The following is a 24,100-nucleotide window of genomic DNA, read 5'->3' as shown; positions in this document are numbered from 1 at the left end:
CGACGTGCTTCATGGAGGTGTCAGACACCGGATGGCAAGGTCTTGCGATGAACCGTGGCGCTTGGGGGTGTCTGACACCTCTGGCACGGCCGTTGCCTGGCATCGAGACGTGCTTCATGGAGGTGTCAGACACCGGGCGGCAAGGTCTTGCGATGAACCGTGGCGCTTGGGGGTGTCTGACACCTCTGGCGCCGGCCGTTGCCTGGCATCGAGACGTGCTTCATGGAGGTGTCAGACACCGGATGGCAAGGTCTTGCGATGAACCGCGGCGCTGGGGGGTGTCTGACACCTTTCACACGACATATCCTTAGTCGCAATTGTGCGTTTGCCGGCGCCGCTTATCGCCTTAGGCTATGGACAGCCGCGCACAGAATGCGCGCGGGTCCGCCTTCCCGGGGCTTTCCGGGCGCATGACGCAGGAGATTCTTCGTGGCCATTCCATCCATCAACGCGCGCAATCAGTTCCGGGGCAAGATCAAGGAGATCGTGTTCGGCTCGGTGGTGTCCGAAGTCGATATCGAAACGCCGGCCGGCGTCGTGACCTCGGTGATCACGACGCGGTCGGTCAAGGAGCTGGAGCTGCAGGTCGGCACCGAGGTGCTGGCTTTCGTCAAGGCAACCGAGGTTTCGGTCGCCAAGCTTTGAGGCGCGGCTCAGGCCGCCGCGCGCGCGCCGCGCGCGGCGGCCGCCGGATGCGCCGGACGGTGCAGGCCCAGGTGCTCGCGCAGGGTGCTGCCCTGGTACTCGCTGCGCACCAGGCCCCGCCGGCGCAGTTCGGGCAGGGCCAGTTCGATGAAGTCGTCCAGCCCGCCCGGCAGCCAGGGCGACATGATGTTGAAGCCGTCGGCGCCTGCTTCCTCGAACCACTGCTGCAGCTGATCGGCCACGCGCTTGGGCGTGCCCACGATCTGCTGGTGTCCGCGGGCGCCGGCGATGCGCAGATACAGTTCGCGTATGCTCAGGCCGTCGCGGCGCGCCAGGTCCGCCAGCAGCTGCTGGCGGCTCTTGCCGCCATTGGTTTCCGGCAGATCGGGCAGGGGGCCGTCGACCGGATAGCCCCTGAGATCGGCGCCTATCATGTTCGAGAGCAGCTGCACGCCGACCACGGGAGGGATGAGGTCCTGCAGCCGCGCGAATTTTTCTTCGGCCTCATCCTGGCTGCGGCCGATGACGGGGAAAATGCCAGGCATGATCTTGATCTGGTCGGGATCGCGGCCATAGACCTGGGCGCGCTGCTTGATGTCGCGATAGAAGGACTGGGCTTCGTCCAACGTCTGGTGCGCCACGAAGATGACTTCGGCCGTGCGCGCGGCCAGGTCCCGGCCGGCGGGCGAGGCGCCGGCCTGCACCACCACGGGCCGGCCCTGCGGCGAGCGCGCGACGTTCAGGGGCCCGCGCACGCGGAAGTGTTCGCCGCGATGATTGAGCGGATGCACTTTGCCGGGGTCGAAGTACTGGCCGCTGGCGGCGTCGCGCAGGAAGGCGTCGTCCTCCCAGCTGTCCCACAGGCCCAGCACCACATCATGGAACTCGGCCGCGCGCGCATAGCGCCGCGCGTGCTCGACATGCTCATCGAGATTGAAGTTCTGCGCCTCGCCCTGGCCGCTGGAGGTCACCAGGTTCCAGCCCGAGCGACCGCCGCTGATGTGGTCCAGCGAGGCGAATTTGCGCGCCACATGGTAGGGCTCGTTGTAGGTGGTCGATACGGTGGCGATCAGGCCGATGCGCTCGGTCACCATGGCCAGCGCCGAGAGCAGCGTCAAGGGCTCGAAATGGTCGCTGCGCGCGGTGCGCGAGAGCGAGTCCAGCTCGCTATTGCGCACGCCCACCGAGTCGGCCAGGAAGATGGCGTCGAACTTGGCGGCCTCGGCGCGTCGGGCCAGGTCCGCGTAATGGCGGATGTTGACGCCGGCGTCGGCCTGGGCGCCGGGGTGGCGCCAGGCGGCGATGTGGTGGCCGGTCTGCATCAGGAAGGCGCCGAGCTTGATCTGTCTTGTCGTCATCAGAGTCTCCGGGAAATCACCAGGCCATGCGCAGCGAGGCGAGGGAAGGCTGGGGCAGGGGGCGCTCGCGGGGCAGGTCTTCGCCAGCGTCCGGCGCCAGGAAATCCGACAGCACATCGTCGCGGATCTGGATGAAGCGCGGATCGCTGCGGTTGCGGGCGTGGGCCAGCGGCACCGGCACGATGCGCCGGATGCGGCCCGGACGCGGCTGCATGACCACGATGCGGTCGCCCAGGAATACGGCCTCTTCGACATCGTGGGTGACGAGGATCATGGTGATGCGCTCTTTCTGCCAGATGCGCTGCAGCTCGGCCTGCAGGCGCGCCCGCGTCAGCGCGTCCAGCGCGCCGAAGGGCTCGTCCAGCAGCAGCACCCGGGGCCGGTTGACCAGGCCGCGCGCGATCGCCACGCGCTGGGCCATGCCGCCCGATATCTGATGCGGATAGGATTGCTCAAAGCCCTCCAGCCCCACCAGCGCGATGTGCTCGGCCACGCGGTCGCGTTTTTCGGCAGCGCTGGCGCGCGCATTGCGCAGACCCACGGCGATGTTCTGCGCCACGGTCAGCCAGGGGAAAAGCCGGTGATCCTGGAACACGATGCCGCGCTCGGGGCCGGTGCCCCGCAGCGGCGCGCCGCCCAGGGTGATCTGGCCTTCGTACTGCGCGTCCAGGCCGAGGACAAGGCGCAGGAGGGTGGACTTGCCGCAGCCGCTGGCGCCGACGATGGAGAGGAATTCGCCCGCGGGGATGCGCAGGTCGATGCCGTCGAGCACCTGGAGCACGCCCTGGTCGGCCTGCGGGCTGGCGTAGCGCTTGCCCACGCCTTGCAGCAGCAGGTCCAGCGCGGAGGAAGAGGTCGATGTCATGCGGTCTGTCCTGTGGTTATTGCGCCGCGCCGCGCAGGAAGGCGAGGCGGCGTTCGATGAGGCGGGCCAGGGCGTTCATGAGCCAGCCCACCAGGCCGACGACAAACATGCCGAAGATCACCAGGTCCATCTGGAAGTGTTCGCTGCCCTCGATGAGCAGATTGCCGATGCCCACGCCGGCCACCAGCAGGTATTCGGCGCCTATGGTGGCCAGCCAGGAATAGATCAGGGCCAGGTAGATGCCGGTGAAGATGGCGGGCGTGGCGGCCGGCAGCACGACGTGCGTGAAGGTCTGCAGGCGGGTGTAGCCGTAGACGCGGGCCACTTCCAGCAAGGCCGGCGGCGTGCCGCGTATGCCGTCGCAGGTGTTGACCACCACGGGCACGAGGGCGGCCAGCGAAAGAAACACCACCTTGGCGGTGTCGCCCAGCCCGAACCACACCGAGATCAGCGGAATCCAGGCAAACAGCGAGATCTGCTTGAAGGTGTTGAAGCTGGGGCCGACCAGGCGATTGAAGGCGCGCGAGACGCCCAACAGGGCGCCCAGCAGGAGGCCGGCCGTGGCGCCGATCACAAAGCCGGTGAATTCGCGCGCCAGGCTGGCGCCCAGGGCGCGCCAGAGCTTGCCGGAGAGGACTTGGTCGGCGGCCGTCTGCAGCACCTTGCCCGGCGAGACCAGCAGGGCGGAGTTGACCACGCCGGCTTGCGAGGCGGCCCACCAGACGAGGAGGGCGGCCGCCGGCAGCACCAGGCCGCGCCAGCGGCGGCGGTTTTCGTCGGCCGGCGGCAGTGGCAGCGCGCTCATGCTTCTTCTCCCTGGACAGCGGACGCGCCGCGCCTGCCGATGAAGCGGGTCTCGCTCCAGTCGAGCAGACGGTCGATGGCGTAGCCCACCGCGCCCACCACGATGACGGCGGCCATGACCAGGTCGAGCTGGAACAGCTGGCGGCCATAGACGATGAGATAGCCCAGTCCCTCGCTGGAGGCGACCAGTTCGACCACGACCAGCGACAGCCAGGCCTTGGTGAAGCCCAGCCGCAGCCCGGTGAAAATGGTGGGCGTGGCCAGGGGCAGGATCACTTCGAGCACCTCCTGGCGGCGGGTATAGCCATAGACCCGCGCCACTTCGCGCAGGGCCGGACTGGCCAGCCGGAAGCCCTGCAGCGTGTTCAGCGTGACGGGCACCAGGGCGGCCTTGGCGATCAGGATGTACTTCAGCGGCTCGCCGATACCCACCAGCAGGAGCACGAAGGGCAGCCAGGCCAGCACCGGAATCTGCACCAGGGCATTGAAGCTGGGCAGCAGATAGGCTTGCAGCGGGCGCCACAGGCCCATGGCGGCGCCCAGGACCAGGCCCAGCAGGCTGCCGCAGGCAAAACCGATGATCACGCGCATCATGCTGGCGCGCAGGTTCAGCCAGAGGTCGCCGCTGGCGGCCAGATCGCGCAGCGTGTCCCAGACATAGGAGGGCGGGGGCAGGACCTGGGGCGAAATCCAGCCCTGCGCCGCGCCCAGGTGCCAGAGCGCATAGAGCGACAGCGGCAGCAGCCAGGGGGCGATCCGCCAGGCCAGGGCGCGGCCGTCCAGCGCGATCCCGGGCAGGCGGGGCAGGCTCAAGGTGCTCATGCGGGCTCCTTCGACGTGGACGGGTCAGCGGGTGCTGGCCTGGCGCGGCGCGGACTGAACCTTGCCGCTGGCGTCATAGCGCGGCCAGTACTGGGTCAGCCCCTGCGTCTTGAGCGCCTGGTCGAGATAGCGCGTGTCGAACCAGCCGTCCACCGAGACCTCGCGGCGGATCAGCTTTTCTTTCAGCGCATCGGCGGCCACGGCCTGGTAGCGGGCGATGATGAAATCGTCGACCAGGGGGGAGTTGCGCGTGGCGAGATCCTGTTTGTCGAACTCGGCCGCCCAGGAGGCATAGGGCACGCCGCTCTTTTCCCAGATCTTGAACAGCGCCTCGCGGTTGCCCTCATCGGAAGCCCATTTGGCCGCCTGCACGAAGACATCGACCACTTTCTGCACCTGGGCGGGGTTCTCGCGCTCGAAATCCTCGCGCACCAGCAGCGAGGCCTGTCGCGTGAACGCGGGGTCCTGGCCCTGGGTGGAGTAGATGACCTTGGCCAGGCCCTGGTCGCGCACCTTGAACCACTCATAGCCGCCAAAGGCCGCGTCCACGCCATGGGAGACCAGGGCGGCCTGGGCGCTGCCCGAATCGAGATTCACGCCCTTGATGTCGCGTTCGGCCAGGCCATGCGCGGCCAGTACATTGATGGCGACCAGATGGCCGTTGGTGCCGCGGAAGATGGACACCTTGCGGTCCTTCAGGTCTTCGATGCGCGCCAGCGGGGAGGAGGGCGGCGCCACGACATAGAGATTGTTGCGCGCGCCGCTGACCAGCAGCAGCTTGGTCTTCAGGCCATTGGCGCGGCCCACCACCTGGGGCAGGTCGCCCTGGTAGGCGAAGTCGATCTGCTTATTGGACAGGGCCTCGTTCACGGCGGGGCCGGCGCCCTTGAAAAACAGCCACTCCACCTTGACGCCGTCGGCTTTGAAGGCTTCTTCCAGCGCATGGTTGGCGCGCACCACGCCGCCGGGCGAGCCGCCCCAGGTGATGGGGTCGCCGCCGCCGGCGGTGGCCACGCCAATGCGGACCACATCGGCGGCCTGGGCGGCGCCGGCGGCCAGCGCGAGAAACAGGGCCGCCCGCGCGGCCGTCTTGGACAGCTTGTTCATGCAATCACTCCAGGAATCAGGCGGCTTTGGCCTGGGGGGCGCGGTTGAGCTTGCGCTCGACCTCGGTGCCGGCGAAGAAGGCCGGATTGGCCTCGGTGTAGAAGCGATAGGGGTTGCCGAAGACAAAGGCCTTGAAGTCTTCGGCGCTGAGGACGCCTTGCTCGACCAGGTCCCAGCTCTCGGCCAGCGGCTCGGTCAGGTCGGGCACGTCCCAGTGGCCGACATCCGAGGACCAGATGGCATTGATCTTCGCGCCCAGCGGATGAACGCGCTCATTGAAGGCGGCCGCCACGGTGCGGTCATCGGCCTCCGAACCGAAATAAAAGCTGTTGACCCAGCGGTCGCGGATGTCCTCGACCTTTTCGATCCCGGCCAGGGCGAAGTCGTCCAGCTCGTCCGGGTTGGGATCGCGGCTGTGGGGCAGGGCGGAGATGCCCAGGCTGTCGCGCAACAGCTGGGCCGGATCCAGCTCGCGGCCGCGGATGAAATCGGCGCCGTAGCGTTCAAACAGGCTCTTGAGCAGCGTCAGATCGGCATTGGCCGGGTTGTAGTGCTGCACGGCCTGGCGGTTGCGCTTTTCCCAGCGGTCCACCAGATGGGTGTAGACATGCGAACCCCAATCCGCGCCGCCTTCGAGCAGGGCCACCCGCAGGCCGGGGAAGCGGCGCGTCACGCCGCCGAAGAACAGCGCCTTGGCGAAGGCCTGGGAGCCATCGGCGAAGTGACCGATGTGGTTGAACATATAGTTGCTGATGGAGTGCCGGCCGGTCCAGCCCTGGCTGCCGTAATGCGTGGTCACGGGCACGCCAAGCTCCACCACCTTGGCCCAGAAGGGATCGTAGTCGTACTCGCTGTCGATGCCGTAGAAGTCGATGTAGTGCGCGTGCTTGGCGATCTCGGGATATTGCGCGGCCGGGTATTTGTCGGCGATGGCCTTGATGGGACGCTTGACGCCGCCGGCGATGTTGATCACCTTCAGACCCAGGGTCTTGACCGCGAATTCCAGTTCCTCGATGCCTTCCTGCGGCGTGTTCAGCGGGATGCCGGCCACCGGCGTGAGCCGGTCGCTGTACTTGCGGTATTGGTCGGCATGGAAATGATTGATGGCGCGGTGCAGGGCCTGGCGCGTGTCGTCGCGCGCGGCCAGCGGCGCCAGCACATCATTGGGAAACAGCACCGAATAATCCGCGCCTTGTTCGGCCAGGCGCTCATAGAGCAGTTCGGGCAGGGTATAGGTGGCCAGGTCCAGGGTGTTGCGCGTCACGCGCGCCCACCAGGGCGCGCGCAGCGTGCGGTGGTAGTGGCGCTCCTCGGGCGTCTGCGCGTACCAGTCGCGGCCCTCGGCCTTGGTCGCAAAGCGCGAGCCCAGCGCGCGGCGCAAGGCGTCCACCAGCTTGGAGCCGCCATAGTGCTGCACATAGTCTTCCAGGATGGGGGCGTAATCATTGACATGGACATCGGTGTCGATCACCGGATAGTCCAGGGTGGCCTTTACGGCGGCGGATCGCGAGGCTTGCACACGGCTGAGGCGGTCGTTCATGGCTGGCTCCAGAAAAGAAGAAAGGCGGGCACCACTGCTGTCGAAGACTCTAAGACAGCAGTGGTGCCCGCCCAACGAAGGATTCGTTCTTTTCTTGTGCTTATGAGCAAATGCCAAGGCGGCGCCGTGGCGTCCGCCGGCTGTCCGCGGTGTCCGGCGCCTCCCGCGACGGCCCGGCGGCATGCGGGCGCCGTTCGTTTGCCCGTATCATGGGGGCCGGGCCCGACAAGGGCCGCGGGATGGCGGCAAGCCGTCCCGGCGGCGGCTCAAAAGGCGTGCCGAGACAGGGCGGGCAGGGCCCGCGATGATTTTCCTTTTTCGAGCTGACCATGAAACGTATTCTTGCCGGCCTGTGCGCCAGCCTGGCGCTGGCCGCGGCCGCCCACGCCGATTATCCCGAACGCCCCATCCGCTTGATCGTGCCTTTCCCGCCGGGGCAGGCCACCGACATTTTCGCGCGCGCGCTGGCCGAGAAACTCGGCGGCACGCTGAAGCAGACCATCGTGGTCGAGAACCGCGCCGGCGCCGGCAGCAATATCGGCATGGCCGAAGCCGCCCGCGCCAAGCCCGATGGCTACACCCTGGTGATCGCGGGCAGCGCCGCGGCGGTCAACCAGACGCTGTACAAAACCATCAATTACAGCCTGACCGGGGACTTCGCGCCGGTCTCGGGCGTGTTCTCCGTGCCGCTGGTCTTCCTGGCCACGCCGGCCTCGGGCATCGCCAGCCTGCCGGCCCTGGTCGAGCGCGCCCGCGCTCATCCGGGCGAACTGGTCTACGCCAGCGCCGGCATCGGCGGCACCCAGCATCTGTCGGCCGAGATGTTCAAGGCGGCGGCCAATGTCGACATCCGCCACATCCCCTACAAGGGCAGCGGCCCGGCCCAGGCCGACTTCCTGGGCGCCCAGGTGCCGCTGATGGTGGATTCGGTCACGGCCGCCCTGCCGCATATCCAATCGGGCAAGGCGGTGCCGCTGGCCGTGACCACGGCCAAGCGCCTGGCCCAGCTGCCCGATGTGCCCACCGTGGCCGAAAGCTATCCGGGCTTCGAGGCCATAGGCTGGGCGGCGGTGCTCGCGCCCGCCGGCACGCCGGCCGACATCACGGCCAGCCTGAGCCAGCATATCGGCCGGGCGCTCAACAGCGCCGAGATGCGCAAGTTTCTCAACGACCGTGGCGCCGAGCCCATGCCCGGCACGCCCGCGGCGACCGCCGCCTTCATCGCGGCCGAAGTCGGCAAATGGGGCGAAGTGGTGCGCCGCTCGGGCGCGGAGGTGGATTGATACCGGCCGGCCGCTAACGCAGCGCGCCGACGTCGGTCAAGCGCGCGCCGCAGGCCTGCACCAGTTCGGGGTCGTGGCTGGCGAAGAGCACGAGCCGGTCGCGCGCCCAATCCCTGAAGGTCTCGGCCAGCACGGCGCGGGCCTGGGCGTCCAGGCCCTTGTCCGGCCCGTCGGCGACGACGACGGCCGGCGCGCCCAGCGCGGCGGCGGCCAGGAAGACCTTGCGGCGCGTGCCGGTGGACATCTGGTCGAAGCGTTTTTCCAGGTGGGGCTCCAGCCCCAGCCGCCGGGCGAGGTCCAGGGTGGCTTCGTCCAGCGGCAGGTTTTTGTCGGCGGCGGTCTGCCGCAGCAAGCCGATGCCGGTCTGCGCGGGCTGGCTCAGGCAGTCGTCGGGTACATAGGCCAGGCGGGCGAGGGCCTGGGGGCGCTCGCGGGTCAGCGAATGTCCGGCGATCCAGACCTCGCCCTCATCGGGCGCGAGCGCGCCCGCGATGATGCCCAGGAGGCTGGATTTGCCGGTGCTTTCCTGCTCGCACAAGGCCACGCAGCCCGGGCCGAAGCGGTGCGTCAGTCCCTGGAAGACGGCATGATCGCCATAGCGCTTGCCCAGATTGTCAATACGTAGCATGGGGGGGGGAATCGTCGCCGGAGTCGGGATGGAAGTGGCCGCGCACGCGCCTGGCGGCTTCGGCCCAGAGGGCCGGCGCGCCGCCTTCGATGGGCGGCCCATAGCGCGCCATGACTTGCGCCTCGTTCACGCCGCCCTCCACCCAGCTGCCGCCGTCGGTGGCGATGTTGTGCAACAGGGGCTGCAGGCGGTCCAGGGATTTGGCGAACCTGGCGTCGCCGCTGGCGCCGGCCTCGAACTCATCCCAGAGCGCGCGCAGCTCGGCGGCTTGCGCCGGCGGCAACAGGGAAAAAATGCGCTGCGCGGCGGCCTGTTCGCGCTCGGCCTGGCCGGCCTGGGCCGCGGCGTCATGAAAGGGCGCATCGCCCGCGTCGATCTCGACGATGTCGTGCACCAGCAGCATTTTCACGACGCGCAGGACGTCGACCGGCGCGGCCGCGTGCTCGGCCAGGATGAGCGCATACATGGCCAGATGCCAGGAGTGCTCGGCGCTGTTTTCGCGGCGCGAGCCATCGATGAGCGATGTCTTGCGCAGCACGCGCTTGAGCTGGTCGATTTCGCGCAGGAAGGAGAGCTGGCGTTCCAGGGGAGTCGGGTTCACGCTGGGGCGGGCCATGGAGTCGCTGGAAAAAAAGTATAGCAGCGCGCCTACATCCCAGGCGGACGGCGCCGTTTTATTTCCAGCGGCTATAAGCGTCCAAGACATCGTTCTTCGACCCCGGCTCGGGGATGCGGCAAGCTGGCGTTTTGTCACGGCCGGCCGCAAGCATGACTGCTTCCGAATATCTTTGGTACATCCCCAATCAAACCGATCCCGGGCATCGCGGCGATACCGCGGTCGAGGATCACAACAGCCTGGAGACGCTGACGCGCCAGGTCCAGGCGCTGGAGGCGCATGGCTGGACCGGCGCGCTGCTGGGCGCGGGCTGGGGGCGGCCCGATACGTTTACGGTGGCCACCGCGCTGGCGGCGCGCAGCACCCGCTTCGAGCCCCTGATCGCCATCCGCCCGGGCTATTGGCGTCCGGCGCAGTTCGCCGCCGCCGCGGCCACGCTGGATCAGCTGAGCGGCGGCCGGGTGCGTGTGAACATCGTCTCGGGCAAGGATGAGCTGCAGGCCTATGGCGACCATGAAAGCGGGCAGGCCGAGCGCTATGCGCGCACGCGCGAATTCATGCAGCTCACGCGCCGGCTGTGGACCGAGGAAGAAGTGAGCTACGAAGGCGAGCACTTCCAGGTCAAGCAGGCGCGGCTGCGTCCGCGCGCGGTCGTGCGCGGCGCGCGCCGCCATCCCAGGCTGTATTTCGGCGGCGCCTCGGAGGCGGCCGAACAGGTCGCGGCCGCCGAGGCCGATGTGCAGCTGTTCTGGGGCGAGCCGCTGGCCGATGTGGCCGAGCGGATCGAGCGGCTGAAGACGCTGTCGGCGCGGCTGGAGCGCCGCCATGCGCCGCTGGAGTTCGGGCTGCGCGTCACGACCCTGGTGCGCGAGACCAGCGCGCAGGCCTGGGCCGATGCCGAGGCCAAGGTGGCCGAGATGGCGCGCGTGCAGGGACAGGGCTGGCAGGACCATCGCCACGCGGTGGCGGTGGGGCAGCGCCGCCTGCTCGACCTGCAGGCGCGCGGCGATGTGCTGGACGACAACCTCTACACCGCGCCGGGCCGCCACGGCGGCGGCGGGGCGGGCACGACCTGGCTGGTGGGTTCGGCCGAGGAAGTGGCGGCGGCCTTGCGCAAATACCAGGCGCTGGGCATCAGCCATTTCGTGCTCTCCGACACGCCCTATCTGCGCGAGATCGAGCGCCAGGGCCGGGACCTGCTGCCGCTGCTGCGCGGGCAATGAGGCATCGGGCGGGCGCGGCGGGCATCAGGCCGGCCGGGACGCTACTATCGTGTTCTCCTTCGCCCGACGCCGAACCATGTCCACGATTCAAGACTATTTCATCGAGACCGACCAGGGCCGCCTGTACGCCCGCCGCTGGCGCGCCGGGGATGCCGGCCTGCCGCCCTTGGTGCTGCTGCATGATTCCCTGGGCTGCGTGGCCTTGTGGCGCGATTTTCCGCAGCGCCTGGCCGAGGCGGCCGGGCGCGAGGTGATCGCCTATGACCGCCTGGGCTTTGGCCGCTCCGATCCCCACCCCGGGCGGCTGACCCTGGATTTCGTCAGCCGCGAGGCGGAAGAAGGCCTGCGCTGCCTGCGCGAGCAGCTGGGCATCGGCGCCTTTGCCGCCATGGGGCATAGCGTGGGCGGCGGGATGGCCATCGTGGCCGCCGGCTCGCCGGATTGCCGCGGCCTCATCACCGAATCGGCCCAGGTCTTCGCCGAAGCGCGCACGCTCGCGGGCATCCGCCAGGCGCGCGAGGATTTCGCCCAACCCGGCCAGCTGGACCGCCTGAAGAAATACCACGGCGAGAAGGCGGCCTGGGTTCTGAGCGCCTGGGTCGACAGCTGGCTGGCGCCGGATTTCGCGCAATGGACGCTGGACGCCGAACTGGGCCGGGTGCGCTGCCCCGTGCTGGCCCTGCATGGCGATACCGATGAGTATGGTTCGCTGGTCCATCCCGAGCGCATCGCGCGCCTGACCGGCGGACGCCAGCATGTGTTCGCCGCTTGCGGCCATGTGCCGCACCGCGAACAGCCCGAGGCGGTGCTGGCGGTGATCGGCGAGTGGCTCAAGCCCTAGCAGGCGGTCTCAGGCGGGCTTGCCGAACAGACCGCCGCGCCGGGCGACCAGGGTGGCCTGGGTGCGGTTGAGCACGCCCAGGGTGCCGAGAATGGCCGAGACATGGCTTTTGACGGTTTTCTCGCTCATGTTCAGCTGCTCGGAGATCGCCTTGTTGCGCAGGCCGTCGCACATCAGGCGCAGCACGTCGACCTGGCGCGGAGTGAGGGTGCGCAGCAGGGCGGCGGCATCCGGCGCCGCGTCGGCCGCGGGAGGCATGCCGGGCCTGGCCTGGCCCAGCGAGGCCAGCGCGGCGGCCAGGGTGCGGGAGCTGGCGGATTTATGGAGGTAGTCCTGGGCGCCTGCCTCCAGGGCGCGCCGGCGGTCTTCCGGGTCTTCCGAGGCCGACAGCACGAGGATGCGCAGCTGGGGACGGCGTTGGCGCAGCCGCCGCAGCAGTTCGGTGCCCGCCATGTCGGGCAGGTAATAGTCCATGACGACCAGATCGACGCCGCGCAGGTCGTCGAGCAGGGCCAGCGCCTGCGCGCCGGTGGCCGCCGGCAGCAGCTGCAGCGTGGGGGCGGCGTGCTGCAAGGCGAGGGCCAGGCCTTCGCGGAACATGGTGTGATCGTCCACCAGCAGGACGGTGGTCATGGGGAGCTCCAGCGCCCGTAACGCGGGCACCCCGGTATGTTAGCAAGAGGCGCCGCCGGCCAGGCCGGCGCGGCCTTACTTCAGCACCCGCCCGCGGGTTTCGGGCAGCAGCAGGGCCGTGACGATGACGATGGCATAGGCGCCGGTGGCGAAGGCCCCGATGGCCCATGCCAGGCCGTGGGTCTGGCTCAGAAAGCCGACCAGGCTGGGAAACAGCGCGCCGATGCCGCGGCCGAAGTTATAGGCAAAGCCCTGGCCGTTGGCGCGCACCTCGGTGGGGAACAGTTCGGTCAGGTAGGCCCCCACGCCGCTGAAGATGCCCGAGGCCGCAAAGCCCAGCGGGAATCCCAGCACAAGCATTTGCGCATCGGTCAGCGGCACCAGGGTGTAGACATAGACGCTGATGCCCGAGAGCACCGAGAAGATCAGCAGGTTGGCGCGCCGGCCCAGCCGGTCGGCCAGGTAGGCGCCGACGATATAGCCGCAGAAAGACCCGACGATGATGACCATCAGATAGCCGCCCGTGCCCATGACCGACAGCTGGCGCTCGGTTTTCAGGAAGGTGGGCAGCCAGGTGGTGATGGCGTAATAGCCGCCTTGCACGCCAGTGCAGAGCAGGGCGGTGATGACCGTGGTCTTGAGCAGCGCGGGCGAGAAGATCGTCCAGAACGAGGGCCGCGCGGCGGCGGCTTCGAGCTGGCTGCGCGCGCGCTGGAAGACCTCGGGCTCGGGCACGTGCTTGCGGATATAGAGCACCAGCAGGGCCGGGATGACGCCTATCCAGAAGAGGCTGCGCCAGGCCCATTCGGGCGGCAGCACCGAGAAGGCGATGGTATAGAGGATGGCCGCCACGCCCCAGCCCACGGCCCAGCCGCTTTGCACGGTGCCGACGGCCTTGCCGCGGTGTTCGGCGCGCACGATCTCGCCCATCAGCACGGATCCCACGGCCCATTCGCCGCCAAAACCCAGCCCCTGCAGCGCGCGCAGCACGAACAGCTGTTCGAAGTTCTGCGCGAAGCCGATGGCCACCGTGCAGGCGGAAAACCACAGAATCGTGATCTGCAGGATGCGCACCCGCCCGTAGCGGTCGGCGAGGATGCCGGCCAGCCAGCCGCCGATGGCGGAGAAGAGCAGGGTGACGGTGCCCAGCATGCCGGCCTGGCCTTTCTCTATCCCCCACAGGCTGATGAGGGTGGAGATGACGAAGGTGAAGACCATGAAGTCCAGCGCGTCGATGGCCCAGCCGCCGAAGGCGGCGACGAAGGTGCGCCGTTCGGTTTGATTCAGCTCTCGATACCATTGCATGGTGTCATCCTTGCCTGTGCGGGGTCAGCGTGAAGGGAAGTCGTATAGCCGTTGCGGGTTGTCCACCAGAATGGCCTGCCGCGTCCAGGGGTCGGGCGCCCAATCGGCCAGCTGGTTGCGCAGCTTGCCGGTGTTGACCATGGGCGAGATATGCACATGGGGCCAGTCGCTGCCCCAGACCATGCGGTCCGGCGCCATGGCGATCAGGGCCTGGGCCCAGGGCCGGACATCGGCATAGTCGTCGTATTGGGTGCTGATGCGGTAGGCGCCCGAGAGCTTGACCCACCAGCCATGGTCCTGCACGAGGTGGGCCAGCGCCTGGAAGCCCGGGCTTTGCAGGCCTTCGGCCACCGGCATATGGCCCATGTGGTCGACCACGCCGGGCACGGGCAGTTTGCGCATGCGCGGCAGCAGCTCGGGCAATTGCCGCGCGTCCATGAGGAATTGCATATGCCAGCCCATGTCCTTGATGCGGTGGGCCAGTGTTTCCATGGCCTCAAAGCCGATGCCGCCGCCGAACAGCACATTGATGCGCAGGCCGCGCACGCCGGCCTCGTGCATGTCGCGCAGCTGGGCATCGCTGATGGCGGGCGCCACCACGCCGATGCCGCGCAGGCGGTCCGGGTGGCGCCGCAAGACCTCCAGCATGTAGCGGTTGTCGGTGCCATAGACGCTGATCTGCACCAGCACGCCGCGCTGCATGCCATTGGCGGCCAGCATGGCGAGATAGGCGTCTTCGGCGGCCGGATGCGGGGTGTAGCTGCGTTCGGCCACCATGGGATAGGCGCGGCTGTCGGCGGCCACCACATGCGCATGCGTGTCGCAGGCCAGGGGCGGCGCCTCGAAGGCGGGCGGCGCCTGTTGCGACAGGGGCAGGGGCGGCAGGCAGAAAGCCACTTCGCCGGACGGGGGGCTAGAGGTCATGCGGAGTCTCCCTGGGCGCGTCTGTGCGCGACGTTGGCCTAGGGTACACCCGCGCATTTCCGGTCCGGGTATCGAGGCGTTTCCGTATGTGTGTGGCGCCGGCGTCCGGCGCGGCGACCGTGACGCACGTGCCGCTGGCCAACCTGTGCTTGGCCCTTATCATGGCGAGGCAGACTCGAGGAGTGTGGCGATGGAGCTGGAAACCGCGTATTGGGATGGCGCCCTGGTGATTTCGGTGGAACCCCGCGAGGTCCGCATGAGCCATTGGATCCACGCCCCCCGGGCGTGGCGCGCGCTCGATGGCCAATTGCTGTTCGATCTGGCGGGCAGCGATTGGGACCTGTGCGGGGTGAGCGGCGAGGACGAGGATTGCCTGGTGCTGGCCCTGCGCCGCTACCCGGGCGATGCGCCCGCCCTGCGCTTGACGATCGCGCGCGGCAGCCTGGAGATGCATCTCGAAGGCGAGAGCCTCCAGGCGGGCGAACTGCTGCCGCGCCTGGAGCGCGCCTAGAACTGCCAGCGCAGGTTGAGGCTGCCGGTGTGCTGCCGGTTGCCGCCGCCGAACTCGCCGGCATAGGCCAGGCCGGCGGTCATATTGCGCACCACGACGAGGTCGGCGCCCAGTTCGACGCGCGCGGCATCGCGCGCGATGGGCGCGCCGGCCACGCTGAAGGCCGGGCCCTGGTCGAAGGCCAGGGTGCTGCTGGGCCGCAGCTCGCCGTAGGCGTGGCGCCAGCCGAGCAGGCCGCGCAGCGCGATGGCCGAGTCCGGCAGCTGCCACTGGCCGCGCAGGCCGGCCAGGGTGCTGGCGCTGTCGTCGTTTTGCGAGCGGCCCGAGAGGGCGGCCGAGCCGCCGGATTCGGAGAAGCCGCGCATGCGTAGATCATTCCAGGACAGGCCCACGAAGGGTTCGATGCTGGCCTGCGCGCCCAGCGGCAGCGCGTAGCCCAGTTCCGCGAAGAGCTGGGTGCTGCTGGCGCTGTAGTCGGCCTTCAAGGTCTCGTCCAGGCTGCCGTAGCGGACCTGGCGGCGGGAGTTGATGTCATGCCAGGAGTAGGCCGCGCCGGCGAGCACATTGAGCGTGCCCGCGCCCAGGGCAAAGGCCTTGCCGCCATAGAGGGTGGCGGTATAGCTGCCGGTCTTGGCGCTGGCGGCGCGGTCCTGGCCGCTGATGCGGGCGTCGGTGTAGCCGAAGGCGCCGCCCAGGCGCCAGCCGGCGCCCACGGCGGCATCGCCGCCCAGGGTCAGGTTGGTGCTGCTTTGCTGGATGGCGGCGGCATTGCCGTCGCCGGCCAGGCGCTTCCAATCGCCGCCGACCTGGGCCCAGAGCGGGGCCGTGGCCAGCGTGGGCAGGGCGGCGGGCGCGACCGGCGCGTCGCTGGCGCCGGCCGCGGCGGTGGGCGCGCCCGGCGTCATGGGCGCGGCCAGGTTGCCGCGCAGGGCCGTCAGGCCGTTCTGCGCGGCAGGCACGGGGCCCGTGGCCCGCAGCGCCGAGACCACGCCGGCGTGGGTGTCGCCCGCGAGCTGGCTCAAGGCCTGGCCCAGCGCCCCCGGATCGGTGCTCAACATCACGGTGCGCCACACCGAATGGCTGTCCGGCAGGCGTTCGGTGCTGTTGGCCACCGCGCGCTGGTTGGCGCTGAGCGCCAGGCTTGCCAGGCTGCGGTCATTGCGCCGCAGGGTGAGGGTGACATCGTTGCCGTCGCCGCCGGCGGTGCTGACCAAGGCGTTCATGAAGAGCAGGGGGTTGTTCAGGCGGGTGAACGCGCCCGCGACGGCGCCCGGGCTCTGCTTGGCGATGAGGGTGTAGGGGCCGGTCTGGGGCTTCCAGCTGGCCGCGTCATCGGGCGACAGGCGCAGGTCCAGCGTGGCGCCGCCGATGTCCACGTCGCCGGAGACCACCAGGCGGTCGTGGCCGCTGGGGGTGGCGTCGATGAGCAGCGTGCCGCGGTTGACGTAATCGCCGGCGATGGTCTGGGTGCCGATAGGGCTGCCGGGCGAGTGGACGGCGCCGGCCTGGATGGTGGTGGATCCCAAGGTGCCGGTGCCGCCGAGCAGGGCGCCGTCGCGGGCCGTGAGCGTGCCGCCCAGGCGGGCCGCGTCGCCCAGCCACAGACCGCCGGCGGCCAGCGTGGCCGCGCCGCGGTAGGCGCTGCTGTCGGCGGTGAGCGTGAGCAGGCCCGCGCCGCGCTTGATGAGCGCGCCGCTGCCCGAGAGCGCGCCGCGCAGCGTGAAGTCGTGCGGCAGGTCCAGGGCGCCGCCGGCGGCCTGCACGTCGATGGCGCGTGCCGAGGAGGCATAGGCCGCGTCGGCGATGCGCAGCGTGCCGCCGTTGAGCGTGATGCCGCCCGAGCCGAGGTTGGCCTCGCGCGAGACCGACAGCACGCCGCCGGAGATGCGGGTGCCGCCGGCATAGCTGTTGGCGCCGGAGAGCACCAGCGTGCCGCCTTCGGTCTTGTCGATGCCGCCGGCGCCGCCGATGGCCGTGGCGATGGTGGCGGTGTTGCCGCCCAGTACGCGGATCTCGCTGCCGCCGGCCTGGGTCAGCAGGCGGCCGCTGCCTTGCAGGCGATAGCCGTCGGCCACGAATTGCAGGCCGGCAAAGGCGGGGTTGCCCTGCACGTCAATGCGGCCGCCGCCGTTCTGCATGAACACGGCGTGGTTGCCGGCCCAGGCCACGGGCAGGTCGCCGCCGTCGTTGCTCCAGTTCTGGGTGCTGGTGTTCCAGACGCCATCGCCGCCCGTCCAGGTCTGCAGCAGGTTGCTGCCCGCGGTGCCGACGCGCAGGTCAATGCTGCCGGGCACGTCCTGCACGATGCGGTAGTGGCTGGCATCCAAGCGGGAAGTGCCCAGGGCCAGGCCGCCGCCCAGGAGGGCGCCGTCGTAGCGGATGAGGCGGTAATAGCCCAGGCCGCCGGCGGTGTCGTCCAGATTGAGCGTGCCGTTGAGCGACAGGTCGCCGTCGACCTGCAGATGGCTGCTGGCGCCGGGCGTCGAGGGCGTGCCGGGCGCGCCGATCTGGTAGTCCAGCAGCGCGCCGGCGGCCAGGGAGAGGTTGCCGGCGACATGCAGGCTGCCCAGCCCGCTGGGCGCGATGCGGCCGCCGCTGGCCACCGTGGTCGAGCCCACGACGCCATTGCCGGCCAGGCGCGCGCCGCTGGCCACCTGGACGGCCGAACGGTTGATGGCGCCGTCGACCGTCAGGGTGCCGGCCGAGATCGTGGTCGGGCCGGTGTAGCTGCTGATACCCGAAAGCGTCAGGGTGCCTGTGCCCAGCTTGGTCAGCGAGCCGCCGCCGGATAGCGTGCCGGCGAAATGGCTGTCCCCATCGCCCGCGCCCACGGCGAGGGCGGCGGCGCCGAGCTCGATGTTGCCCGCGCCATCCAGGGAGGTCAGGGTCTGATCGTAGCCATTGAAGTCCATGAGGGCGCCGTTGGCCACGGTCAGGCCGCCTGTGCCCAGGGCCTGGCTGTAGCCGGCGATGAGCGTGCCGCCTTCGATGGTGGTGCCGCCGGAGTAGTGGTTGGCGCCGATGAGCGTGAAGCGGCCGCCGCCCTGCTTGATGAGGCTGCCGCTGCCGGTGATGGCGCCGGCCAGGGTGGTGCTGGTGTTGTCGCCGCCGGTGCGCAGCGTGGCCGCGCCCAGCGCCACGTCGCCCGCGCCGGCGATCGATTTGATGGTCTGGTCGTGGTTGTTCAGCGCCAGCGTCGTGCCCCTGGCCAGCGTGATGGCCGGCGCGCCCAGGGCGTTGGCGGCCTGGGCAGAGATCGTGCCGGCCTGCAGCACCAGGTTGCCGGTGAAGGCGCTGCCGCTTTGCTCCAGGAACAGGGTGCCGCTGCCCAGCTTGCTCAGCACGCCGTTGCCGGCCAGATGTCCGTTCAGGTGGAAGTCGCCGGCCAGGTCCAGCGCGCCATTGCCCGCGCCCACGGTGAGGTCACGAGACGTGAGGGCATAGCCGGGGTCGCTCACGCGCAGGGTGCCGCCATTGAGCGTCACGCCGGCGGCGGCTTGCCCGAGGTTGGCGTCGCGGGAGACGGACAGTACGCCGCCGGAGACGATGGTGCCGCCGGCGTAGCCGTTGGCGCCGGAGAGCACCAGCGTGCCGCCCTCGGTCTTGTTCAGGCTGCCGCCGCCATGGATCTCGGTGGCGATGGCGGCGGTGTTGCCGCCCAGCACGCGGACTTCGCTGCCGGCTGCATCGGTGGACAGCGAGGCCGTGCCGGCCAGTTGCCAGCCATCGCTGACGAACTGCAGGCCTTTGAAACTGGCGGCGTTGTCCACGGTCACCGTGCCGGGCGTGCCGATGAAGACGGCGTGCTGGCCTGCCCAGGGCACGGGCGCCTGGCCGCCGTCGTTGAGCCAGTTGCTGCCGGCCGCGGTCCAGCTGCCGCCGGCGCCTTGCCAGGTCTGCAAGGCGTTGTCGCCCAGGACGGCGACCTTCAGGTCGATATTGCCGGGCACGTTGTTCAGGGTGATGAACTGTGCGGGCAGGTAGCCGGCGGGCGTGTTGCCCACGGTCAAACCATTGCCCGAGAGCGCGCCGCGGTAGGAGATGAGGCGGTAGTAGCCGATGAGGTCGCTGGCGCTCGACGCGAGGTCGAGCATGCCGTTCAAGACCAGGTCGCCCGTGACATCCACGCGGCTGCTTGCGCCGGGCAGGGCCGGCGTGCCGGGCGCGCCCAGCACAACATTCAGGCGCGAGCCCTGTTCCAGCGTCAGGTTGCCGTTGACGGCCAGAGTGCTGCCGGCGCTGCCCGGGGCCAGGGTGCCGCCGTTTTTCACGGTGGTGGCGCTGACGACGCCGTTGCCGGCCAACGTCCCGCTGTCGTGGATGGTGACGTTGCTGGAACGCGCGATGGACCCATCCACGCGCAGCGTGCCGCTTAGCACCTCGGTACCGCCTGAATAGAGATTGCTACCCGACAGCGTCAGGGTGCCAGCGCCTGTCTTGAGCAGACTGCCATCCGCGCCCGCCAGCGTACCCGAGAACGTGGTGCTGGTGCTGTCGCCTACGTTCAGCGGCGCCTGGCCCAGATCGAGCACGCCGCCGCCCGCCAGCGATGAGATGCTGTACGGGCTGCGTCCGGCCAGGCCGACGAAGGCGTCGATATCGATCTGCAGCGCCCCGGGGGCAAGGGAGCCCGGCGTCTGGGGCATGAGCGAGCCCTGCTGGACATGCGTTGTGCCGGCATAGTTGTTGTTGCCGCTCAGCGCCAAGAGGCCGTTGCCGCGTTTGACAAAATTTCCCGTGCCGGTCAGCGCGCCGGCATAGTTGCCGGAGGCGACGTTGTTGACGGTGGTCAACGTCGCGCCGTTCATGATGACGATGCCGTCTCCGGAAAAATCGCCCACGGTCTGTGAGTAAGCGCCCAGGACAAGCAAGGCGCCTGGGCCCATATTCAGGCTGCCACGGCCTAGGGCGTTGGCCGCGTCAGCGGCCAGGGAGCCCGCCGCGACGAGGGTCGTGCCGGTGTGGTTGTTGGTGCTCGCGAGGGTGAGCGTGCCGCTGCCGGTCTTGGTCAGGCCGCCCGCGCCGCTGAGGTTGCCGCCGAAGACAGAGCTTGCATTGTTCTGTCCGACGGTCAGCGTGCCGCTGCCCAGCGCGATACTGCCCATCCCCGTCAAGCCACCGATCGTGGCGTCATGGCCGTCGAGGTCCACGTTGGCGCCAGCAGTCACCATGAGGGTGTTTGAACCCGAGGCCATCGCCGTGGCGCCGCCCAGCTTCAAGGTGCCCGCCTGTACCGTGACCGCGCCTGTGGCGTTCAGCTGGTTGAGCGTGAGCGTGCCGCTGCCCAGCTTGGTGAGATTGCCCGTGCCCTCAAGCGCGGTCGTGATCGCCACCTGACGCCCGTTGGTATCGAAAAAGAGACCTTCGCCGGTCAGCTGTGCCTGGCCGGGCAGGAAATTGACCAGGAAGTCGCTATTGTCCCGGGTGGCCCTGACGATGCCGCCATTGAAGTTGAGCGCGGCATTGGCGCCGTGGCGGATAAGGCCTTCGGTCTCCAGCACGCCGCGCGCGAGACCATTGCCATTGAGGGTGATCGTGCCTCGGCCTATGCCGCCGGCGGTGCTGCCGATTTCGATTTGCGGGGCGTTGACCACGCCGCCGTCGGAGATGGTGAGCGAGCCTTGGAAACTGCCCAGGGGGTTCATCAGCAGGCCGGTGGACGCATTCCATTGGCTGCCCGGGCCGGTGACGATCGCGCTGCCATCGGCGGCGTAACCGATGATGCCGCGCGTACTGGCGGCGGTGCCGCCGCCGGCGATGGTGAGCGTGCCCCGGTTGGCCTGGCCGACATAGACGTAATTGCCCTTCCAGAAGCTGCGGCTGCTGATGTTCAAGTCGCCGGGGCCGGAAAGGCCGATGCCAGCGTCGCCCGTCTGCATCAGGGCGTTGTTGCGCAAGTCCACGCTGGCATTGGCGGCCGTGCCCACGCTCAGGCGGCCGGGCAGGGCGATCAGCGACCCGCCGTCCAGCGCCAGCGTGCCGCGTTCGACAGTGATGCCGCCGGCCATCTGGTTGATCCCGGTCAGCGTCAGGCGGCCCGTGCCGGCATGAGAGAGGTTGCCGATGCTCTCGATGCTGCCGCCAAAGATCAGGTCCGCGTTCTGGCCGAAGATCAGTCGACCGGATCCGGAGATCCTTCCGGCGGCGCGGGCCCAAGTGGAGCCGGCGTCGCCGATCTGCACCACGCTGTCCGTCAGGATCGAGCCGTTGTAGGCGGAAAGATCCCCGCTCAGAATCGTGGTGCCCGCGTTGCTGATGGTGACCTTGCCATCGCCCGCAAGGCCGGGCTGAAAGACATAGAGGATATCCGCCTGGGTGAAGAAGATATTGCCGTTGTTGGTCAGGCGATCCAGTCCATTGAAGGCGGCGCCGTTCCTGGTGTTGCCCACGCGCAGCGTGCCGTTGGGATTGATCGTGAAGCTGGCGCCGGGCTGGAAGTTGACCGCGGCAGAGCCGCCGTTGGTCGCGCCAATGGAGATCTCGCCGGCGCCGCCCGCCGCCGAGCCGCTGCTATAGCCGCCCAGGACCAGGTTCTTGCCGATGACGAGAGTGGAGTCCACCATGTCGATTTTGCCCGCGCCGCCCGCGCCGCCCAGCCCCGTGCTTCGGCCGCCCGCCGAGCCGCCCACCAGCAAGGTGTCTCCCACGCTGAAGGAGCCGCCGCTAATCAGGCGCAGCAGTCCGTAGCCGCCCGCGCCGCCATTACCGATGAAACCGCCGCCGCCGCCGCCGCCGCCCACCAGCGCCGAACCAAGGATGGAGACATCGGATTGGGAGAAGATGAGTTCCCCGTCTGCGCCGTTGCTGCCGTTGGAGGCGCCGCCGCCGCCTCCGCCTCCTCCGATGCCGAGCACGTCAGTACTTGCCTGACCGGCGTTCAATATGCCCGAGGCCGAGCCTCTGGCGCCGCCGCCGGCATAGCCGGCCGCCGGCTGCGTCACTCCTGTCAGCGGGTTGGTCAATGGCTGTGAGCTGCCGCCTTGGCCGATGAGTTCCCATCCGGCGCCTCCGTTGGCGCCCAGCCCGCCGCCGCCGCCTGTGTACTCAGAGGACACGCCACCGCCGCCCCCGCCCAGGCCGGCGCCGCCGCCGTGTTGGGGCGCGCCGCCCGCGCCGCCGCCCGCGCCCGGACTACTGCCGCCGGTCGGGGCCACGCCATCGGCGCCGGCGCGCAAACCACCGCCCGCGCCGCCGGTCACGACGCCGCCGTTCAGGTTGAGGCCGCCCGCGCCGCCCCCTCCGCCTATGCCGCCGCCGCCGCCGGAGCCCGTGAATCCCCCGGTGCCGCCGTCTCCACCGCTTCCGATCAGGCCATAAGAGGCCGACCAGGCGACCGGTGGGGTTAGCGCCAGGGCGACGGCCAGGGTCAAGGGGCGAAGACGGGGGCGTGAAAAAGAGGAGGTGGGCATGGGTAAGGCGGAAACTTTTTGAAAGGGATGTATGGGGTGAGCAACAGAATCGCCCAAAAAGTTCCCGCCAGTGCAAGGATTGTTGCTATGGATAGAACGAACTGTCTTGTCCCATCCTGGCGATCAGGGCCAATAAAGGCTGGATCGCAGGCATGGCGGCTAGGTAGAATCCCTGCACGTCTTCTCCCTATCTACCAGTCGAAAGGCAACAAAGGTCATGAGCAACGCATATATCGAGGCACTCAAGCAACGCCGCACCCAGTACGCCCTGGGCCGCAATGTGTCCCTGTCCAAGGAAGCCCTGGTCGCCCTGATCCAGGAGGCTGTCAAGCACAGCCCTTCTTCTTTCAATTCGCAGACGTCGCGCGTCCTGGTGCTGTTTGGCGCCGAAAGCGAAAAGCTCTGGGCCCTGGCCACCGATGAGGTCCGCAAGGTCGCGCCCGCCGAGGGCTTCGACAAGACCGAGGCCAAGCTCAAGGGCTTTGCCGCCGGCGTGGGCACCGTGCTCTTCTTCGAAGACCAGGATGTCGTGCGCGGCCTGCAAGAGAAGTTCGCCCTCTACGCCGACAACTTCCCGGTGTGGTCGGAACAGGCCAGCGGCATGGCCCAGCTGTCGGTGTGGTCGGCCCTGGCCAATGCCGGCGTGGGCGCCAGCCTGCAGCACTACAACCCGCTGATCGACGCCGCCGTGGCGCGTGAGTGGAAAGTGCCCGCTTCCTGGAAGCTGCGCGCCCAGATGCCCTTCGGCTCGAACGAAGCGCCCCAGACCGACAAGGCCTTCATGGACGACGCCGATCGCTTCATCGTGGCGGGCTGAACGCCGTCCGGCAATCGAAAAGGGGCCCCTCTCGGGGCCCTTTTTTTGACCGTTGGACAGGCGCCGGGGGCGCAGGCCATTCGTATTTGTCCGCTGGCATGACGGTCTCTCATCCCAGCCCCGGCGCGGCAATTGGCTGGCCTAATCCGGTCTTTGCCTTGAGAACTCCCCGATATGCCTCGTCCGCATCGCAGGCTAGTGCTTGGCCTGGCCCATCATATTGTCCAGCGGGGACATGGCCGCCAGCCCGTCTTCGATGGTCCGGCTGCGTATCGCAGTTATTTGCACGACCTGTGCCGGCTGGCGAAGCAACAGGATGTCGCTGTCCACGCCTGGTGCCTGATGGGAAACCATGTCCATCTGCTGCTCAATCCCCTGCGCGATGCGCAGGCCATTCCCTTGTTGATGAAAACCCTGTCCGGCCAGGCGACGCGCCGCCACAATCGCCGGCACGACCGGTCCGGCTCCCTGTGGGAAGCGCGCTATCGCTGCCGTCTGGTCGACACGACGGAATATCTGCTTCGTTGCTGCTGCTACATAGAGCGCAACCCCGTCGAGGCAGGGCTGGCGGGCCATCCCGCATCCTATCCCTGGTCCAGCTATCGACTGCGCATGGGCATGGGCGGCGAGGGCTGCTTCACGCCGGACATGGTCTATCTGGCGCTTGGAAACACCGAGGCGGAACGGCGCGCCGTCTATCGCGGATGGATCCAGCGCGCCTGAGGCGGCCGCCCGCCGCAAGCCTCGCCGCCACGGCGGAGCCGTTGCC

Annotated in this window: 19 protein-coding genes; 7 read left to right on the top strand and 12 right to left on the bottom strand. The window is 69.0% G+C overall.

The window, feature by feature from the left end; all coding sequences use genetic code 11:
• The first annotated feature begins 429 nt into the window (after positions 1-429).
• Entirely contained in the window at positions 430-645 is a 216-nt protein-coding gene (locus L540_RS20360) for a TOBE domain-containing protein (protein WP_043214964.1), read from the top strand.
• Between the two features lie 8 nt (positions 646-653).
• On the opposite strand, the gene L540_RS20355 is transcribed toward L540_RS20360, so the two are convergent.
• Genes L540_RS20355 through L540_RS20330 form a run of 6 tightly spaced genes read right to left on the bottom strand, consistent with a single transcriptional unit; the run spans position 654 to position 7,141 of the window.
• The gene (locus L540_RS20355; protein WP_043214962.1) at positions 654-2,003 is read right to left on the bottom strand and encodes an LLM class flavin-dependent oxidoreductase; all 1,350 of its coding nucleotides are present in this window, start codon (positions 2,001-2,003) and stop codon (positions 654-656) included.
• A gap of 16 nt (positions 2,004-2,019) precedes the next feature.
• The gene (locus L540_RS20350; RefSeq protein WP_043214960.1) at positions 2,020-2,868 is read right to left on the bottom strand and encodes an ABC transporter ATP-binding protein; all 849 of its coding nucleotides are present in this window, start codon (positions 2,866-2,868) and stop codon (positions 2,020-2,022) included.
• A gap of 16 nt (positions 2,869-2,884) precedes the next feature.
• Positions 2,885-3,673: an ABC transporter permease gene (locus L540_RS20345; protein WP_043214958.1), complete on the bottom strand. Its 789-nt coding sequence runs from the start codon at positions 3,671-3,673 to the stop codon at positions 2,885-2,887.
• Positions 3,670-4,494, bottom strand: coding sequence for an ABC transporter permease (locus tag L540_RS20340; protein ID WP_043214954.1), 825 nt, complete (start codon positions 4,492-4,494; stop codon positions 3,670-3,672). Before L540_RS20340 ends, L540_RS20345 begins: the two co-directional genes overlap by 4 nt.
• A 24-nt stretch (positions 4,495-4,518) precedes the next feature.
• A complete protein-coding gene (locus L540_RS20335; protein ID WP_043214952.1) occupies positions 4,519-5,601 on the bottom strand; it encodes an ABC transporter substrate-binding protein in 1,083 nt (360 codons plus the stop codon).
• A gap of 16 nt (positions 5,602-5,617) precedes the next feature.
• Complete coding sequence (locus tag L540_RS20330) at positions 5,618-7,141, bottom strand: amidohydrolase family protein (protein WP_043214950.1); 1,524 nt, start codon at positions 7,139-7,141, stop codon at positions 5,618-5,620.
• A 329-nt stretch (positions 7,142-7,470) separates the two neighbouring features.
• Here L540_RS20330 and L540_RS20325 point away from each other — a divergent pair, with 329 nt between their 5' ends.
• On the top strand, positions 7,471-8,424 hold the full coding sequence (locus L540_RS20325; protein WP_043214949.1) for a Bug family tripartite tricarboxylate transporter substrate binding protein: 954 nt from the start codon (positions 7,471-7,473) through the stop codon (positions 8,422-8,424).
• A 13-nt stretch (positions 8,425-8,437) separates the two neighbouring features.
• Here L540_RS20325 and L540_RS20320 read toward each other — a convergent pair whose 3' ends face one another.
• Together L540_RS20320 and L540_RS20315 are read right to left on the bottom strand one after the other, a co-directional pair.
• Entirely contained in the window at positions 8,438-9,052 is a 615-nt protein-coding gene (locus L540_RS20320) for an ABC transporter ATP-binding protein (RefSeq protein ID WP_043214947.1), read from the bottom strand.
• Positions 9,039-9,668, bottom strand: coding sequence for an HD domain-containing protein (locus L540_RS20315; protein WP_197085674.1), 630 nt, complete (start codon positions 9,666-9,668; stop codon positions 9,039-9,041). Before L540_RS20315 ends, L540_RS20320 begins: the two co-directional genes overlap by 14 nt.
• Before the next feature lie 152 nt (positions 9,669-9,820).
• On the opposite strand from L540_RS20315, the gene L540_RS20310 reads away from it, so the two are divergent.
• A complete protein-coding gene (locus L540_RS20310; protein ID WP_043214945.1) occupies positions 9,821-10,891 on the top strand; it encodes an LLM class flavin-dependent oxidoreductase in 1,071 nt (356 codons plus the stop codon).
• 76 nt (positions 10,892-10,967) lie between these two features.
• Entirely contained in the window at positions 10,968-11,732 is a 765-nt protein-coding gene (locus L540_RS20305) for an alpha/beta fold hydrolase (RefSeq protein WP_043214943.1), read from the top strand.
• A gap of 9 nt (positions 11,733-11,741) precedes the next feature.
• Here L540_RS20305 and L540_RS20300 read toward each other — a convergent pair whose 3' ends face one another.
• The 3 genes from L540_RS20300 to L540_RS20290 form a co-directional block, all read right to left on the bottom strand.
• On the bottom strand, positions 11,742-12,365 hold the full coding sequence (locus L540_RS20300) for a response regulator transcription factor (RefSeq protein ID WP_043214940.1): 624 nt from the start codon (positions 12,363-12,365) through the stop codon (positions 11,742-11,744).
• Positions 12,366-12,440: 75 nt separating this feature from the next.
• Positions 12,441-13,670, bottom strand: coding sequence for an MFS transporter (locus tag L540_RS20295; protein ID WP_043214938.1), 1,230 nt, complete (start codon positions 13,668-13,670; stop codon positions 12,441-12,443).
• A gap of 24 nt (positions 13,671-13,694) precedes the next feature.
• A complete protein-coding gene (locus L540_RS20290; RefSeq protein WP_043214935.1) occupies positions 13,695-14,594 on the bottom strand; it encodes an amidohydrolase family protein in 900 nt (299 codons plus the stop codon).
• Between the two features lie 190 nt (positions 14,595-14,784).
• Between L540_RS20290 and L540_RS20285 the strand changes: the two genes are divergently transcribed.
• The gene (locus L540_RS20285; protein WP_043214933.1) at positions 14,785-15,105 is read left to right on the top strand and encodes a hypothetical protein; all 321 of its coding nucleotides are present in this window, start codon (positions 14,785-14,787) and stop codon (positions 15,103-15,105) included.
• On the opposite strand, the gene L540_RS20280 is transcribed toward L540_RS20285, so the two are convergent.
• A complete protein-coding gene (locus L540_RS20280) occupies positions 15,102-22,514 on the bottom strand; it encodes an autotransporter domain-containing protein (protein ID WP_131726021.1) in 7,413 nt (2,470 codons plus the stop codon). The two genes, L540_RS20285 and L540_RS20280, sit on opposite strands and share 4 nt — an antisense overlap.
• 217 nt (positions 22,515-22,731) lie before the next feature.
• Here L540_RS20280 and L540_RS20275 point away from each other — a divergent pair, with 217 nt between their 5' ends.
• Positions 22,732-23,331 carry a nitroreductase family protein gene (locus tag L540_RS20275; protein WP_043214929.1) on the top strand — a complete coding sequence of 200 codons (600 nt, stop codon included), beginning with the start codon at positions 22,732-22,734 and terminating at the stop codon, positions 23,329-23,331.
• A 174-nt stretch (positions 23,332-23,505) separates the two neighbouring features.
• Complete coding sequence (locus tag L540_RS20270; RefSeq protein ID WP_082149718.1) at positions 23,506-24,054, top strand: transposase; 549 nt, start codon at positions 23,506-23,508, stop codon at positions 24,052-24,054.
• The last annotated feature ends 46 nt before the right edge of the window (positions 24,055-24,100 follow it).

Source organism: Bordetella pseudohinzii (genome assembly GCF_000657795.2).
Classification (GTDB): domain Bacteria; phylum Pseudomonadota; class Gammaproteobacteria; order Burkholderiales; family Burkholderiaceae_B; genus Bordetella; species Bordetella pseudohinzii.
This window is presented reverse-complemented; position numbering and strand designations above follow the sequence as displayed.

Excerpts from the sequence above, each read along its gene's own strand:
- L540_RS20320 (WP_043214947.1), bottom strand. The coding sequence starts at position 9,052 with ATGCTACGTATTGACAATCTGGGCAAGCGCTATGGCGATCATGCCGTC.
- L540_RS20310 (WP_043214945.1), top strand. The coding sequence starts at position 9,821 with ATGACTGCTTCCGAATATCTTTGGTACATCCCCAATCAAACCGATCCC.
- L540_RS20270 (WP_082149718.1), top strand. The coding sequence starts at position 23,506 with ATGCCTCGTCCGCATCGCAGGCTAGTGCTTGGCCTGGCCCATCATATT.
- L540_RS20325 (WP_043214949.1), top strand. The coding sequence starts at position 7,471 with ATGAAACGTATTCTTGCCGGCCTGTGCGCCAGCCTGGCGCTGGCCGCG.
- L540_RS20305 (WP_043214943.1), top strand. The coding sequence starts at position 10,968 with ATGTCCACGATTCAAGACTATTTCATCGAGACCGACCAGGGCCGCCTG.
- L540_RS20345 (WP_043214958.1), bottom strand. The coding sequence starts at position 3,673 with ATGAGCGCGCTGCCACTGCCGCCGGCCGACGAAAACCGCCGCCGCTGG.
- L540_RS20300 (WP_043214940.1), bottom strand. The coding sequence starts at position 12,365 with ATGACCACCGTCCTGCTGGTGGACGATCACACCATGTTCCGCGAAGGC.
- L540_RS20290 (WP_043214935.1), bottom strand. The coding sequence starts at position 14,594 with ATGACCTCTAGCCCCCCGTCCGGCGAAGTGGCTTTCTGCCTGCCGCCC.
- L540_RS20330 (WP_043214950.1), bottom strand. The coding sequence starts at position 7,141 with ATGAACGACCGCCTCAGCCGTGTGCAAGCCTCGCGATCCGCCGCCGTA.
- L540_RS20340 (WP_043214954.1), bottom strand. The coding sequence starts at position 4,494 with ATGAGCACCTTGAGCCTGCCCCGCCTGCCCGGGATCGCGCTGGACGGC.
- L540_RS20335 (WP_043214952.1), bottom strand. The coding sequence starts at position 5,601 with ATGAACAAGCTGTCCAAGACGGCCGCGCGGGCGGCCCTGTTTCTCGCG.
- L540_RS20315 (WP_197085674.1), bottom strand. The coding sequence starts at position 9,668 with ATGGCCCGCCCCAGCGTGAACCCGACTCCCCTGGAACGCCAGCTCTCC.
- L540_RS20295 (WP_043214938.1), bottom strand. The coding sequence starts at position 13,670 with ATGCAATGGTATCGAGAGCTGAATCAAACCGAACGGCGCACCTTCGTC.
- L540_RS20275 (WP_043214929.1), top strand. The coding sequence starts at position 22,732 with ATGAGCAACGCATATATCGAGGCACTCAAGCAACGCCGCACCCAGTAC.
- L540_RS20350 (WP_043214960.1), bottom strand. The coding sequence starts at position 2,868 with ATGACATCGACCTCTTCCTCCGCGCTGGACCTGCTGCTGCAAGGCGTG.
- L540_RS20280 (WP_131726021.1), bottom strand. The coding sequence starts at position 22,514 with ATGCCCACCTCCTCTTTTTCACGCCCCCGTCTTCGCCCCTTGACCCTG.
- L540_RS20285 (WP_043214933.1), top strand. The coding sequence starts at position 14,785 with ATGGAGCTGGAAACCGCGTATTGGGATGGCGCCCTGGTGATTTCGGTG.
- L540_RS20355 (WP_043214962.1), bottom strand. The coding sequence starts at position 2,003 with ATGACGACAAGACAGATCAAGCTCGGCGCCTTCCTGATGCAGACCGGC.